The organism is Streptomyces sp. NPDC001902, from assembly GCF_042891295.1.
Taxonomy (GTDB): Bacteria; Actinomycetota; Actinomycetes; order Streptomycetales; family Streptomycetaceae; genus Actinacidiphila.
Genome location: NZ_JBIATA010000005.1, coordinates 65,392 through 79,227, shown reverse-complemented (window position 1 = coordinate 79,227; position 13,836 = coordinate 65,392). Strand labels below are relative to the sequence as shown.

Annotated in this window: 11 protein-coding genes; 1 reads left to right on the top strand and 10 read right to left on the bottom strand. The window is 71.5% G+C overall.

All coding sequences use genetic code 11. From position 1 onward, the window contains the following. Window positions 1–96 precede the first annotated feature (96 nt). Window positions 97–3,225, top strand: coding sequence for an isoleucine--tRNA ligase (gene ileS / locus ACFYYN_RS11250; protein ID WP_500545542.1), 3,129 nt, complete (start codon window positions 97–99; stop codon window positions 3,223–3,225). Window positions 3,226–3,696: 471 nt separating this feature from the next. Here the strand turns inward: ileS and ACFYYN_RS11245 are convergent, their stop codons facing one another. The 10 genes from ACFYYN_RS11245 to murD all read right to left on the bottom strand — a co-directional run bounded on the left by ACFYYN_RS11245 (window position 3,697) and on the right by murD (window position 13,827). Continuing rightward, a complete protein-coding gene (locus ACFYYN_RS11245) occupies window positions 3,697–4,920 on the bottom strand; it encodes a DivIVA domain-containing protein (protein ID WP_500330496.1) in 1,224 nt (407 codons plus the stop codon). Window positions 4,921–4,966: 46 nt separating this feature from the next. Further along, the gene (locus ACFYYN_RS11240; RefSeq protein WP_018557120.1) at window positions 4,967–5,257 is read right to left on the bottom strand and encodes a YggT family protein; all 291 of its coding nucleotides are present in this window, start codon (window positions 5,255–5,257) and stop codon (window positions 4,967–4,969) included. Window positions 5,258–5,319: 62 nt separating this feature from the next. Beyond that, a complete protein-coding gene (locus ACFYYN_RS11235) occupies window positions 5,320–5,901 on the bottom strand; it encodes a cell division protein SepF (RefSeq protein WP_018557119.1) in 582 nt (193 codons plus the stop codon). Window positions 5,902–5,964: 63 nt separating this feature from the next. Next, on the bottom strand, window positions 5,965–6,726 hold the full coding sequence (locus ACFYYN_RS11230) for a YggS family pyridoxal phosphate-dependent enzyme (protein WP_500545541.1): 762 nt from the start codon (window positions 6,724–6,726) through the stop codon (window positions 5,965–5,967). Beyond that, on the bottom strand, window positions 6,698–7,438 hold the full coding sequence (pgeF, locus tag ACFYYN_RS11225) for a peptidoglycan editing factor PgeF (RefSeq protein WP_500545718.1): 741 nt from the start codon (window positions 7,436–7,438) through the stop codon (window positions 6,698–6,700). Before pgeF ends, ACFYYN_RS11230 begins: the two co-directional genes overlap by 29 nt. A 15-nt stretch (window positions 7,439–7,453) precedes the next feature. Next, the gene (ftsZ, locus tag ACFYYN_RS11220; protein WP_500545539.1) at window positions 7,454–8,674 is read right to left on the bottom strand and encodes a cell division protein FtsZ; all 1,221 of its coding nucleotides are present in this window, start codon (window positions 8,672–8,674) and stop codon (window positions 7,454–7,456) included. A gap of 246 nt (window positions 8,675–8,920) precedes the next feature. Then, entirely contained in the window at window positions 8,921–9,694 is a 774-nt protein-coding gene (locus tag ACFYYN_RS11215) for a cell division protein FtsQ/DivIB (protein WP_500545538.1), read from the bottom strand. 184 nt (window positions 9,695–9,878) lie between these two features. Then, window positions 9,879–10,970 (bottom strand): undecaprenyldiphospho-muramoylpentapeptide beta-N-acetylglucosaminyltransferase, encoded by a 1,092-nt coding sequence (murG, locus tag ACFYYN_RS11210; RefSeq protein ID WP_500532888.1) that lies wholly within the window; start codon window positions 10,968–10,970, stop codon window positions 9,879–9,881. 6 nt (window positions 10,971–10,976) lie between these two features. After that, window positions 10,977–12,377 carry a putative lipid II flippase FtsW gene (gene ftsW, locus ACFYYN_RS11205; RefSeq protein WP_500545537.1) on the bottom strand — a complete coding sequence of 467 codons (1,401 nt, stop codon included), beginning with the start codon at window positions 12,375–12,377 and terminating at the stop codon, window positions 10,977–10,979. A gap of 40 nt (window positions 12,378–12,417) precedes the next feature. After that, window positions 12,418–13,827: a UDP-N-acetylmuramoyl-L-alanine--D-glutamate ligase gene (gene murD, locus ACFYYN_RS11200; RefSeq protein WP_500545717.1), complete on the bottom strand. Its 1,410-nt coding sequence runs from the start codon at window positions 13,825–13,827 to the stop codon at window positions 12,418–12,420. Between the last annotated feature and the right edge of the window lie 9 nt (window positions 13,828–13,836).

Below are 13,836 nucleotides of genomic sequence, written 5' to 3'. Positions count from 1 at the left end.
AGCCAAGGAGGGTGGTACCGCGGGAGCAGTCACAGCACGTGCTCTCGTCCCTCCGACGGAATACGCACGCGACGTGTCCGCCGGAGGCAGAATCCGATGACGCAGTACCGCCAGGTCCCCGCCCAGGTCGACCTGCCCGCGCTCGAGCACGAGGTGCTCGCGTTCTGGCAGGAGAACAAGGTCTTCGCCCGCTCCCTCGAGCAGACCGAGGGCAAGCCCGAATGGGTCTTCTACGAGGGCCCGCCCACCGCCAACGGCATGCCCGGCGCGCATCACATCGAGGCCCGCGTCTTCAAGGACGTCTTCCCGCGCTTCAAGACGATGCAGGGCCACCACGTGACCCGCAAGGCCGGCTGGGACTGCCACGGCCTGCCGGTCGAGCTCGCCGTCGAGAAGGAGCTGGGCTTCTCCGGCAAGAAGGACATCGAGGCGTACGGCATCGCCGAGTTCAACGCCAAGTGCCGCGAGTCCGTGACCCGGCACACCGACGCCTTCGCCGAGCTGACCACCCGCATGGGGTACTGGGTGGACCTCGACGACGCCTACCGGACGATGGACCCGGGGTACATCGAGTCCGTCTGGTGGTCGCTGAAGCAGATCTTCGACAAGGGCCTGCTGGTCCAGGACCACCGCGTCGCGCCCTGGTGCCCGCGCTGCGGCACCGGCCTGTCCGACCACGAGCTGGCGCAGGGCTACGAGACCGTGGTCGACCCCTCGGTCTACGTGCGCTTCCCGCTCACCTCCGGCCCGCTCGCGGGCGAGGCCGCGCTCCTGGTGTGGACGACCACCCCCTGGACGCTGGTCTCCAACACCGCGGTCGCTGCCCACCCCGACGTCACCTACGTCGTCGCCACCGACGGCCGGGAGAAGCTGGTCGTCGCCGAGCCGCTGCTCGGCAAGGCGCTCGGCGAGGGCTGGGAGGCCACCGGGCAGCGCTTCACCGGCCGCGAGATGGAGCGCTGGACGTACGACCGGCCCTTCGACCTGGTGGAGATGGAGGGCGCGCACTTCGTCGTCAACGCCGAGTACGTGACGACCGAGGACGGCACCGGCCTGGTCCACCAGGCGCCCGCCTTCGGCGAGGACGACCTCAAGACCTGCCGCGCCTACGGCCTGCCCGTGGTCAACCCGGTGCGCCCCGACGGCACCTTCGAGGAGGACCTGGAGCTCGTCGGCGGCCAGTTCTTCAAGAAGGCCGACGAGGCCCTCGTCGACGACCTGCAGGCGCGCGGGCTCCTCTTCCGGCACCTGCCGTACGAGCACAGCTACCCGCACTGCTGGCGCTGCCACACCGCGCTGCTCTACTACGCGCAGCCGTCCTGGTACATCCGCACGACCGCGGTCAAGGACGCCCTGCTCCGCGAGAACGAGCGCACCAACTGGTACCCGGAGGCGGTCAAGCACGGCCGCTTCGGCGACTGGCTCAACAACAACATCGACTGGGCGCTGTCCCGCAACCGCTACTGGGGCACGCCGCTGCCCATCTGGCGGTGCGAGGAGGGCCACCTCACCTGCGTCGGCTCGCTGTCCGAGCTGTCGGAGCTGACCGGCACCGACCAGACCGGCCTCGACCCGCACCGGCCCTTCATCGACGACGTCACCTTCGCGTGCCCGCAGTGCTCCGCCGAGGCCGTGCGCGTGCCAGAGGTCATCGACGCCTGGTACGACTCGGGCTCCATGCCGTTCGCGCAGTGGGGCTACCCGTACCGGAACAAGGAGCTCTTCGAGGGCACCTATCCGGCGCAGTTCATCTCCGAGGCGATCGACCAGACCCGCGGCTGGTTCTACACGCTGATGGCGGTCGGCACCCTGGTCTTCGACCGGAACGCCTACGAGAACGTGGTCTGCCTGGGCCACATCCTCGCCGAGGACGGCCGGAAGATGTCCAAGCACCTGGGCAACATCCTGCAGCCCATCCCGCTCATGGACCAGCACGGCGCCGACGCCGTGCGCTGGTTCATGGCGGCCGGCGGCTCGCCCTGGGCGGCCCGCCGGGTCGGCCACGGCACGATCCAGGAGGTCGTCCGCAAGACCCTCCTGACGTACTGGAACACGGTCGCCTTCCAGGCCCTGTACGCCCGCACCTCCGGCTGGGCCCCGGGCGAGGCCGACCCGGCCCCGGCCGACCGCCCGCTGCTGGACCGCTGGCTGCTGGGCGAGCTGGGCGCGCTCGTGCGGGACGTCACCGACGCCCTGGAGTCGTACGACACCCAGCGCGCGGGCAAGCTGCTCTCGTCCTTCGTCGACGACCTGTCCAACTGGTACGTGCGCCGCTCCCGGCGCCGCTTCTGGCAGGGCGACAAGGCGGCGCTGCGCACCCTGCACGACGTCGTCGAGACGGTGACCCGGCTGATGGCGCCGCTGGTGCCGTTCATCACCGAGCGCGTCTGGCAGGACCTGGTCGTCCCGGTCACCCCGGGCGCCCCCGGGTCCGTGCACCTGGCCGGCTGGCCCACGGTGGACGAGGCGCTGGTCGACCCCGTCCTGTCCGACCAGATGGCCCTCGTACGCCGCCTGGTGGAGCTGGGCCGCGCCACGCGTGCCGAGTCCGGGGTCAAGACCCGCCAGCCCCTCTCGCGGGCCCTGGTGGCCGCCTCGGGCTTCGAGGCACTGGGTGACGAACTGCGGGCGCAGATCGCCGAGGAGCTCAACGTCGCCTCCCTGGCGTCCCTGAGCGAGGTCGGCGGCTCCCTGGTCGACACCACGGCCAAGGCCAACTTCCGCGCTCTCGGCAAGCGCTTCGGCAAGGGCGTCCAGGCCGTCGCCAAGGCCGTCGCCGAGTGCGACGCGGCGGCGCTGTCGCTGGCGCTGCGCGAGGGCAACGCGTCGGTCCTCGTGGACGGCGAGCCGGTCGCCCTGTCGGCGGAGGAAGTGATCATCACGGAGACCCCGCGGGAGGGCTGGTCCGTGGCGTCCGACTCCGGCGCGACCGTGGCGCTCGACCTCGAGATCACCCCGGAGCTGCGCCGCGCGGGCCTGGCCCGTGACGTCATCCGGCTCGTCCAGGAGGCCCGCAAGAACAGCGGCCTGGACGTCGCGGACCGCATCGCGCTGCGCTGGGCCGCGGCGGACGCGGAACTGGCGGAGGCCCTCGCGGAGCACGCGCGGCTCGTCGCGGACGAGGTCCTCGCGACGGACTTCGCCTCCGGCGCCCCGGAGGAGGGCTACGGCCCCGCCTTCACCGACGAGGCCCTCGGCCTCACCTTCCACCTCCGCAAGCGGTAACCCCCCGCGGGGCCGCACCCCACGCGCCGCCCTCCGCCCACGTTCCCTGTGGGCGGAGGGCGTCGTCGTCTGCGGGTCGTTTGTGGTTGCTCTTGGGGCTTCTCGCCCGCCCGCCCTCCCCCAGCCTTCGGCCGGGGGTGCCCCCCAACTCCCCCGCCCCCTCCCTATCGTGCGGCGGCCAACGGCCGGTGGGGGTTCGGAGCGCGGTCCGGGGTCGCCGCAGATGCCTTACTCACCCCCACCGGCCGTCATGCGCCCCAACACACGGGAGGGGGTGTGGCGGGGTGCGCCCATGGGGTCCCCCCGGCCGAAGGCTGGGGGAGGGCGGGAGGGCGGGTGGACGCCCGCCGCAGGCGCAAACAACCCGCACACAAACAACCGGGCCGCAAGAGGCACGCCAAAGGGCCGGGCCCCGAGGGAAGCGATTCCCTGGGGGCCCGGCCCTGTGTGGTGCTGCGGTCGCGCCGGCGACTAGTTGTCGTCCTCGTCGATCAGGAACCCACGCATCGGCGTCGGCGCCTGCTGCAGCGGCGCCGGCCCCTGCGGCCGCACCGGTGCCATCGGCTGCGTCATGGCGGGAGACATCTGCTGCTGGCCGCCGTACGTCGGGTTCTGCCCGCCGACGCCGCCCATGCCCTGCCCGCCGTAGCCCTGGTTGCCGCCCATGGTGCCGGCGCCGGCCGTGGCCATGCCGCCCATGGTGCCGCCGCCCATCGTGCCGCCCATCCCGCCGGAACCGGAGGACAGGGACGCGGCCGCGGGGGTGCGCGGCGGGGCGAGCGAGTCGTCGGCCTGGTTCTCCAGCTGACGCAGCTGGCTCTCCAGGTACGACTTCAGGCGCGTGCGGTACTCGCGCTCGAAGCCGCGCAGGTCCTCGACCTTCCGCTCCAGCGTGGCGCGGGCGGACTCCAGGGAGCCCATGGCCACGCGGTGCTTCTCCTGCGCGTCCCGCTCAAGGGCGTCGGCCTTGGCGCGGGCGTCACGCTCGAGGCCCTCGGCACGGCTGCGGGCCTCGCCGACGATCTTGTTCGCTTCGGCGCGCGCCTCGGCGATCGCCTGGTCGGCCGTCTGCTGGGCGAGCGAGAGCACACGGGCGGCGCTGTCGCCACCGGGGCCCTGCTGCTGCATCGGGTGACCGGGACCACCCATGGGGTGCTGGCCGTGCTGCTGGCCCATCGGGCCGGGACCCATGGGACCGCCCTGCATCGGGCCCTGGCCCATCGGGCCCTGACCCATGGGGCCTTGGCCCATGTGGCCCTGACCCATGGGGCCTTGGCCCATCGGGCCGGGACCCATGGGACCGCCCTGCATCGGACCCTGGCCCATCGGACCGGGGCCCTGCTGTGCACTGGGCCCGGCGGGCAGGGCGAGGCCACTGCCGGGTCCCTGGGGACCGGGGCCGCCCATCTGCTGGGGCGGCACCGGCTGCGGTCCCGATATGGCGGCGGGCACGGGGGCCCCGGGACCGCGGCCGTCCTGCGGCTCGGGCTTGCGCATGCCCTGCTGCTGGTTCTGGGCGGCGGCACGGGTCGCCGCGGCCAGCTTGGCGCGCAGGTCCTCGTTCTCGCGGAGCAGTCGGGTCAGTTCCGCCTCGACCTCGTCGAGGAAGGCGTCCACCTCGTCCTCGTCATAGCCTTCTCGGAGGCGGACGGTCGTGAACTGCTTGTTCCGCACATCCTCGGGGGTCAGTGGCATCTCTTCACCTCAACGTGATCGTCGACATATCGGGAGCCCGCATCGGTCATCCTCGCAAGCCCCCTACGACGGTGAGCAGGATGTACACGATGATCATCAATACGAAGAAGGACAGGTCGAGCGCCACGCCCCCGAGACGCAGCGGCGGGATGAACCGCCGCAGAAGCTTGAGTGGCGGATCGGTGACAGTGTAGGTGGCCTCCAGGACGACCACCATGGGCTTCCCGGGCTGCCACGATCGAGCGAACTGGAAAACATAGTCCATCACCAACCGGAAGATCAGGACGAGCAGGAAACACATCAGCGCGATCCACAGCACCTGGAGTGCGATGTCCATCGCGCTTCCCTCTCCCTTGCTCGTCCATGGCCCTCACGGCCGGTTTCGTACGGTTGCGTATCTCAGCTCTGATTGAAGAACCCGCCCTCGGCGATGCGGGCCTTGTCCTCCGCCGTGACATCGACGTTAGCAGGCGACAGCAGAAACACCTTCTGCGTCACCCGCTCGATGCTGCCGTGCAGCCCGAAGACCAGCCCGGCGGCAAAGTCGACAAGTCGCTTCGCGTCCGTGTCGTCCATCTCCGTCAGATTCATGATCACCGGCGTGCCCTCGCGGAAGTGTTCCCCGATCGTACGGGCTTCGTTGTACGTCCGGGGGTGGAGTGTCGTGATCCGGTACGGCTCTCGTTCCGACACGACCTTAGGCATGATCACCGGCGCGTTCTTCTCCAGGCTATGGCGTTCTTGTGTGATGGATGCCACTGCGGCGATCCGTGGTTCCCGGGGGGCCGGGGCGTGCACGATGCGTGCCGGTTCCTCCGGTTGTGTCTGATGTGGTGGCTGGTGGGACTGGTGCGGTCGGCGGGAGCGCTCCGGCTCGGGTTCCGGTTCGAACTCGTCGTCGGGGTCGAAGCCCGGGCCGTCGTACCCGTCGTCCTCCACGAGGCCGAGGTAGACCGCCATCTTGCGCATCGCGCCGGCCATGCTCTGCGTCCTCTCAGCGGGGAAAGACCATATTTTTTGTGTGGTCCGACTTGTTTGGTGACGTTACCCGAGCCCGGTCCGGACTCCGAGTACCGCGCTACCGATGCGTACGTGTGTCGCACCGGCGGCGACGGCCTCTTCGAGGTCCGCGCTCATCCCTGCCGAGACCATGTTTGCAGCCGGATGCGACGCGCGCAGGCAGGATGCGATTTCCGCCAGCCGATCGAAGGCGGCGCGGGGTTGACCCGCGTACGGCCCCGCCAGCGGTGCGACCGTCATCAGTCCGTCAAGGCGCAGCCCGGGGGCGGCCGCGACGGTTTCGGCGATCCCTTCGACGGCATCGGGTGCGATTCCGCCGCGGGCGCCCTGCGCCCCGGCCTCGGCGTCGAGCGCGACCTGGACCAGGCAGCCGAGCTCGCGGTCGGCCCGCTCGGACTTCATGACGGCCGCGGAGAGCGCGTCGACCAGCCGGAGGCGGTCGACCGAGTGCACGAGGTCCGCGTAGCGGACCACCGAGCGCACCTTGTTCGTCTGCAGCTGGCCCACGAAGTGCCAGGTCAGCGGTAGGTCCGCACAGGCCTCCGCCTTGGGGGCGGCGTCCTGGTCGCGGTTCTCCGCGACCTGGCGGACGCCGAGCTCCGACAGGATCCGCACGTCGCTCGCCGGGTAGGTCTTGGTGACCACGATCAAGGTCACCTCGTCCCGCGCCCGGCCGGCCGCCGCGCAGGCCGCCGCGATGCGCTCCTCGACCGCGGCCAGGTTCCCGGCCAGCTCGGCCCTTCGCTCTTGCGTACGGTCAGTCACTCGGGCCGTCCAGCCAGACATATCCCGCGAGTCGTCCGGTGGTCCGCTCACGGCGGTAGGAGAAGTGGTCTCCGGACTCCATCGTACAAATATGGGATTTCTCACCCATCGGGACACCCAGTCGGGCAAGTTGGGCGTGCACTCCGGTGGCGATGTCCAGGGAGGGGGTGCCCCAGCTGGTGGTGGCACGGGCCTCGGGGACGGCGGCGGCGACCTCGTCGCGCATCGCCTCGGGCACCTCGTAGCAGGCGCCGCAGACCGAGGGGCCGGTCATCGCGGTGATCCGTTCCGCGCGGGCGCCGAGGCCGACCATGGCCTCGACCGCCGCCGGGACGACCCCGGCCAGCAGACCCGGGCGGCCGGCGTGGGCCGCGGCCACCACCCCGGCGTGCGCGTCGGCCATCAGGACCGGGACGCAGTCGGCGGTCAGGACCGCGAGGGCGAGTCCGGGCCGGGTGGTGACGACGGCGTCCACCTCCGGGACCCGGCCGTCGGCCCAGGGGGCGGCGACCACGGCGACGTCGTTGCCGTGCACCTGGTTCATCCACACCACCCGGGCGGGGTCGAGGCCCAGCCCGCGTGCGGCGAGGTCACGGTTGGAAAGGACGGCGGCCGGGTCGTCACCGACCGCGCCGCCGAGGTTGAGGCTGTCGTACGGAGCGGCGCTCACCCCTCCCCACCTGTCGGTGAAGGCGAAGTGGGCGCCGCCCGGACGTGCGTGGTTGAGCGTTATCACGTGTGACTGTGCTTACTTCAGGAAGTCGGGTACGTCGAGTTCCTCGGCGGCGGTGTCCTGGTACGGACGCGCCGGGGGAACCTGCGGGGCGATCGGCTGGGCCGGCACCTCGGCGACCGGCTCGGGCTTCGGCCCCTCCTCACGCTGGGTGACACTGCCCAGGCCGCTGAAGGCCGGGCGGGCCGGCTCGGTGGCCGGGGCGGCCGGACGGGCCGGCGACGAGGAGGAGTTCTCCTCGCGGGAGGAGTACGAGCCGAGCACCTTGTCGCGGTTGCGGGTCGGCGGCTGCCCGCCGTCGAAGCCGGCCGCGATGACGGTGACCCGGACCTCGTCGCCCAGGGCGTCGTCGATGACCGCACCGAAGATGATGTTGGCCTCGGGATGGGCGGCCTCGCTGACCAGCTGGGCCGACTCGTTGATCTCGAACAGGCCGAGGTCCGAGCCACCGGAGATGGAGAGCAGTACGCCCCGGGCGCCGTCGATGGACGCCTCCAGCAGCGGCGAGGAGATGGCCATCTCCGCCGCGGCGACCGCGCGGTCGTCCCCGCGGGCCGAGCCGATGCCCATGAGGGCTGAACCCGCCTCGGACATCACGGACTTCACGTCGGCGAAGTCGAGGTTGATCAGACCGGGGGTGGTGATCAGGTCGGTGATGCCCTGTACACCGGAGAGCAACACCTGGTCCGCGGAGCGGAAGGCGTCCAGCACGCTCACCTGGCGGTCCGAGATGGACAGCAGCCGGTCGTTCGGGATCACGATGAGGGTGTCGACCTCGTCGCGCAGCCCGGCGATGCCGTCCTCGGCCTGGTTGGCCCGGCGGCGTCCCTCGAAGGTGAACGGCCGGGTGACCACACCGATGGTGAGGGCGCCCAGCGTGCGGGCGATGTTGGCCACGACGGGCGCGCCGCCGGTACCGGTGCCGCCGCCCTCGCCCGCGGTGACGAAGACCATGTCGGCGCCCTTGAGCACCTCTTCGATCTCCTCGCGGTGGTCCTCGGCGGCCTTCCGGCCGACGTCCGGGTTGGCCCCGGCGCCGAGTCCACGCGTGAGTTCACGGCCGACGTCCAGCTTGACGTCGGCGTCGCTCATCAGCAGGGCCTGTGCATCGGTGTTGATCGCGATGAACTCGACGCCCTTGAGACCGACCTCGATCATCCTGTTGATGGCGTTCACGCCACCGCCGCCGATGCCGACGACCTTGATGACTGCGAGGTAGTTCTGCGGTGCTGCCACGTCGAAGGCCTCTCGCCTCGAGTTACGTATACCTGTGGGGACCGTCGGGAAGGCCGGCCGATCCGAACCCTAACCCTGAGGTTTAGGGTTACCAGTATGTCTGTCCCGCACTGTCTTTGGGACAGGACACTAAATCGACAAGCGGTTCGCGTTCAACGAACACGCCGAACCTCCCGTTTTTCTTTTGACCCTATGTGATCACGCCAGAGCCGGACCAACCAGGGTGTCGAACAGAAGGCTGGGACGTCAACTGTCCGACGCAGCAGGGGATGTTGGGGCGCTCACGTCGAAGAACTCGGCATCGTGCTCGACTTTCATCAGCGCCGCGAGGGCAACCGCTTTCTCCGCCCCTCGATCCGCGCTCCCCCACATCACCGCGCGCCCACCGGTCAGTTCGACCGTAATGTCGTCATATGAGCGCACATCGATGAGCTGTGCGTCCCGGTATGCGACCTTCGGCAGGTCCGCCGCGACCTGAACCGCCGCCGCCAATAGTCGTTTTGTCCCAAAAAGACGATAGCTCGCGGAGTTGCGGTCAGGCCTCAATTCGATGATGGGCACACCCTTGAGGGGAGTGTCCCGCTCGTCGAACCGGAAGCCGTCCGCGTCGACTTCGACGAAGTACCCGTCACCTTTCACAAGGGCGGCGGGAGTTCGCTCCGTCACTTTCAGTGTGATCGCGTGCGGCCACGAACGCTCCACTTCCACGGCGGAGATGCGCGGCAACCGCGCCTTCAGCCGGCGGGCGATCACGTCCGTGTCCACGGAAACCAGCGGCCCGTTGAGGGGCACCTGCGCGGCGTCGCGCACCTGGTCGGGGTAGAGCACCTCCGTGCCCGTCACGCGGACCTGCGTCGCGCGCAGCCAGGCGGAGCCGTACAACAGCCAGGTGCCCGTGCCGCCCAGCACGGTGGCCGCGGCGAGCGCCGTCAGGACGATGAGGCGCCGGCTCCGCCGCGGCGGGCGCTCGGTCCCGCCGTCCTGCTCGCCGGCCGCCGGGGCGGTCGTCGGTACGGCCACGTTCGCCTCCGGGGTCGTCGGAACTGCCTTGCGCTTCCGGGCAGGCTAGTCGTCGTGCTGGGTGCCCGGGCGGCCGCGCGCCGCCCGGCGGGCCGGGCCTCCTCCCCCGTGACCCCAACGGAGCACGGGGGACCCCCGGCGTCGCCCGCCGGGGGTGCCGGAGGTGCCCGGCCGGCACCGGGGTTCAGCCGCGGCGGGCGGCGATCGCCTCGTAGACCATGCCGACGAGCAGCTCGTCGGCGTGCGGGCGGCCGAACTCGGCCGCGGCGCGCGACATTTCGTACAGACGGTGCGGATCGGTCAGGACGGGCAGCACGTTGCCGAGCACCCACTCAGCGCTGAGGTCCGCGTCGTCGACGATGACGCCGCCGCCCGCCTTGACGACCGGCTGCGCGTTCAGCCGCTGCTCGCCGTTGCCGATCGGCAGCGGGACGTACGCGGCCGGCAGGCCCACGGCGGAGAGCTCGGCGACGGTCATGGCGCCGGCCCGGCAGAGCATCATGTCGGCGGCGGCGTAGGCGAGGTCCATCCGGTCCAGGTAGGGGACCGGGACGTACTGCGGCATGCCGGGCATGTTGTCGGCGTGCGGGAGCTCGTTCTTCGGGCCGACCGCGTGCAGGATCTGGACGCCGGACTGCTGCAGGCGCGGGGCGACGGAGGCGATCACCTCGTTGAGCCGCCGGGCGCCCTGGGAACCGCCGGAGACCAGCAGGGTCGGCAGGTTCTGGTCGAGGCCGAAGGCGGCACGCGCCTCCGCGCGGACCGCGGCCCGGTCGAGGGTCGCGATGGACCGGCGCAGCGGGATGCCGACGTAGCGGGAGTGCCGGAGCTTGCTGTCCGGGGTGCTCACGGCCACGTAGCCGGTGTAACGGGAGCCGATCTTGTTGGCGAGGCCCGGGCGGGCGTTGGCCTCGTGCACCACGATCGGCACGCCGAGCCGCTTGGCGGCCAGGTATCCGGGCAGGGCGACGTAGCCGCCGAAGCCGACGAGCGCGTCGGCCTTGGTCCGCTCCAGGATCTGCTCGGCGGCCTTGATGGTGCCGCGCAGCCGCCCTGGGACGGTGATCAGCTCGGGGGTGGGCTTGCGCGGCAGCGGGACGGCCGGGATGAGCGCCAGATCGTAGCCGCGTTCCGGCACCAGCCGGGTCTCCAGACCCCGCTCGGTGCCGAGTGCCGTGATCCCCACGGTCGGGTCCTGCCTGCGCAGGGCGTCGGCGAGCGCGAGCGCGGGCTCGATGTGGCCGGCGGTCCCCCCACCGGCGAGTACGACATGCACCGAAATTCACCGCTCTCCGGACGGTCGCCGTCTGACGAACCGCCTCATCGTCCGTGTCATTGCCCCCGGCCAGTAGCCGGGCCCCCGCGCGTTGAGTGCCGCTCGCGCGGCGGGCTCGCTCCTCGCGAAGGAGATGAGCAGCCCGATCGCGAACATGGTCGGCAGGAGGGCCGAGCCTCCGTAGGAGAACAGCGGGAGCGGGACACCGGCGATCGGCAGCAGGCCGAGCACCGCACCGATGTTGACCACGAACTGCGCCGTGATCCACGTCGTCACGCCTCCCGCGGCAAACCTGACGAAGGGCTCCTCCGTACGACCGGCCACGCGGATACCCGCATAGCCTAGAGCCGCGAAGAGGACGAGCACCGACAGCGTCCCCGTCAGCCCCAGTTCCTCCCCGGTCACGGCGAAGATGAAGTCGGTGTGCGGCTCGGGCAGTTGACCCCATTTTTCCACGCTCGCGCCGAGTCCGGAACCGAACCATCCGCCCGAGGCGAGGGCGTAGATCCCGTGCACGGCCTGCCAGCAGCCGCCACCGGGAGTGACGTCGGTGGCCCCGATGCAGGCGAGCCGGTCCATGCGGTTGCCGCTGGTCTTGATCAGCAGAAAGCCGATCATCCCCGCGACCCCCAGGACGCCCGCGAACAGGCGGGTGGGGGCGCCGGCGATCCACAGCAGGCCGAACAGGATCGCGGTGAGGATGATCGCGGTACCCATGTCACCGCCGAGCATGATCAGGCCGAGCAGCAGGAAGGCGACCGGCACCAACGGGATCAGCAGGTGCTTCCACTGGACGAGGAGCTTGAGGTCCTCCTTGCGGGCCAGCAGGTCCGCGCCCCACAGGACGAGCGCGAGCTTGCCGAACTCACTGGGCTGCAGCTGGAACGGGCCGCCGAGGTAGAGCCAGTTCTGGTTGCCGTTGACGGACTGCCCTATCCCCGGCACCTGGACCAGGGCCATGAGGAAGACCGAGCCGACGAGCAGCGGGTAGGACAGCGCCCGGTGCAGCCGCACCGGCACCCGCGAGGCCGCGACGAGCAGGCCGGTGCCGAGCACGGCGGCGAACAGCTGCTTGCGGAAGTAGTACGTGGACGGCAGCCCGTACTCCAGCGCCTTGATCTGCGAGGCGGAGAAGACCATCACCAGGCCGAGCACGGTGATCAGCAGGCTGCTGCCGAGGATGACGTAGTACGCGGTCAGCGGGCGGTCCCAGGTCCGCATGGCGCGGTCCAGGACGACCCTGGCGCCCCGCAGCGCGCTGCCCCGCGACGCCTTCCCGCCGGGGGTGCGCGCCCCGGAGGCGGCCGCCCCGCGCCGTGGCGGCGCCGCCCGCGGGGGGCGGGCGGGCGCCTTCAGGGCGTTGCGGGAACGAGAACCGGAGGCGTCACCGTGGTCGGCTGCCGTCATGTCCCCTCCTAGGTCGCGGTGCGTGCCGGAGCGGCCCCGGCTACTGCCCGGCGCCGGGCGCCCGCAGATCCCGTACGGCCTGCGCGAAGGCGTTTCCGCGAGCCTTGTAGTCCGCGAACATGTCCATCGAGGCGCAGGCCGGTGCCAGCAGCACCGTGTCCCCCGGGTGGGCGAGGTCCCGCGCGGCGTGGACGGCCGCCGCCATCGCCCCAGTGTCGGTGCGGTCGAGGTCGACGACCGGGACCTCGGGGGCGTGTCGCGCGAGCGCTTCACGGACGAGGGCGCGGTCGGCCCCCATCAGCACGGCGCCGCGCAGCCGCTTGGCCGCGCCCTTGACGAGCTCGTCGAAGGTGGCGCCCTTGGCGAGGCCGCCGCCGATCCAGACGATGTGCTCGTAGGCGGCGAGGGAGGCCTCGGCGGCGTGGGTGTTGGTCGCCTTGGAGTCGTCGACGTAGTCCACGTCGTCGATCCGGTCCACGTGGGCGATGCGGTGGGCGTCCGGCCGGAAGGCGCGCAGTCCGTCCCGGACGGCGGTCGGCGAGGCCCCGAACGCACGGGCGAGGGCGGCCGCGGCCAGGGCGTTGGCGATGTTGTGCGGGGCCGGCGGGTGCACGTCGGAGACCTCGGCCAGCTCCTGGGCGTTCTTGTGCCGCTCGGGCGCGAAGGCCCGGTCGACCAGGATGCCCTCGACGACCCCGAACTCCGAGGGCCGGGGGCTGCCGAGGCCGAAGCCGATCGCGCGGCAGCCCTCCTCGACGTCGGCCTCGCGCACCAGCGCCTCGGTGGCGGGGTCCGCGAGGTTGTAGACGCAGGCGACCTTGTTGCCCTCGTAGATGCGGCCCTTGTCGGCGGCGTAGGCCTCCATCGAGCCGTGCCAGTCGAGGTGGTCCGGGGCGAGGTTCAGGACGGCGGCCGAGTGCGGGCGCACCGAGGGGGCCCAGTGCAGCTGGTAGCTGGACAGCTCCACGGCCAGGACGTCGTGCTCATGCCCGGACAGGACGACGTCCAGGATCGGCGTGCCGATGTTGCCGACCGCCGCTGTGCGCAGGCCCGCAGCGCGCAGGATGGAGGCGAGCATCTGCACGGTGGTGGTCTTGCCGTTGGTGCCGGTGACGGCGAGCCAGGGCGCCGCCCCGGGGCCGCGCAGCCGCCAGGCCAGCTCCACGTCGCCCCACACGGGCACGCCCGCGGCCCCGGCGGCCGTGAAGAGCGGGCTGGTGGGCTTCCACCCGGGCGAGGTGACGATCAGTTCGGTGCCCTCGGGCAGGGTCCGGCCGTCCCCGAGCCGCACGGTGACGCCCAGCGCCTCCAGCTCGGCGGCCTGGGCCCGGGCCGGCTCGTCGTCGCCGTCGTTGACGACCGTCACGCGGGCGCCGAGGGCGTGCAGCACCTTGGCGGCGGGCACGCCCGAGACGCCGAGGCCCGCGACGGTGACCCGGCGGCCCGGCAGTCCGAGCCG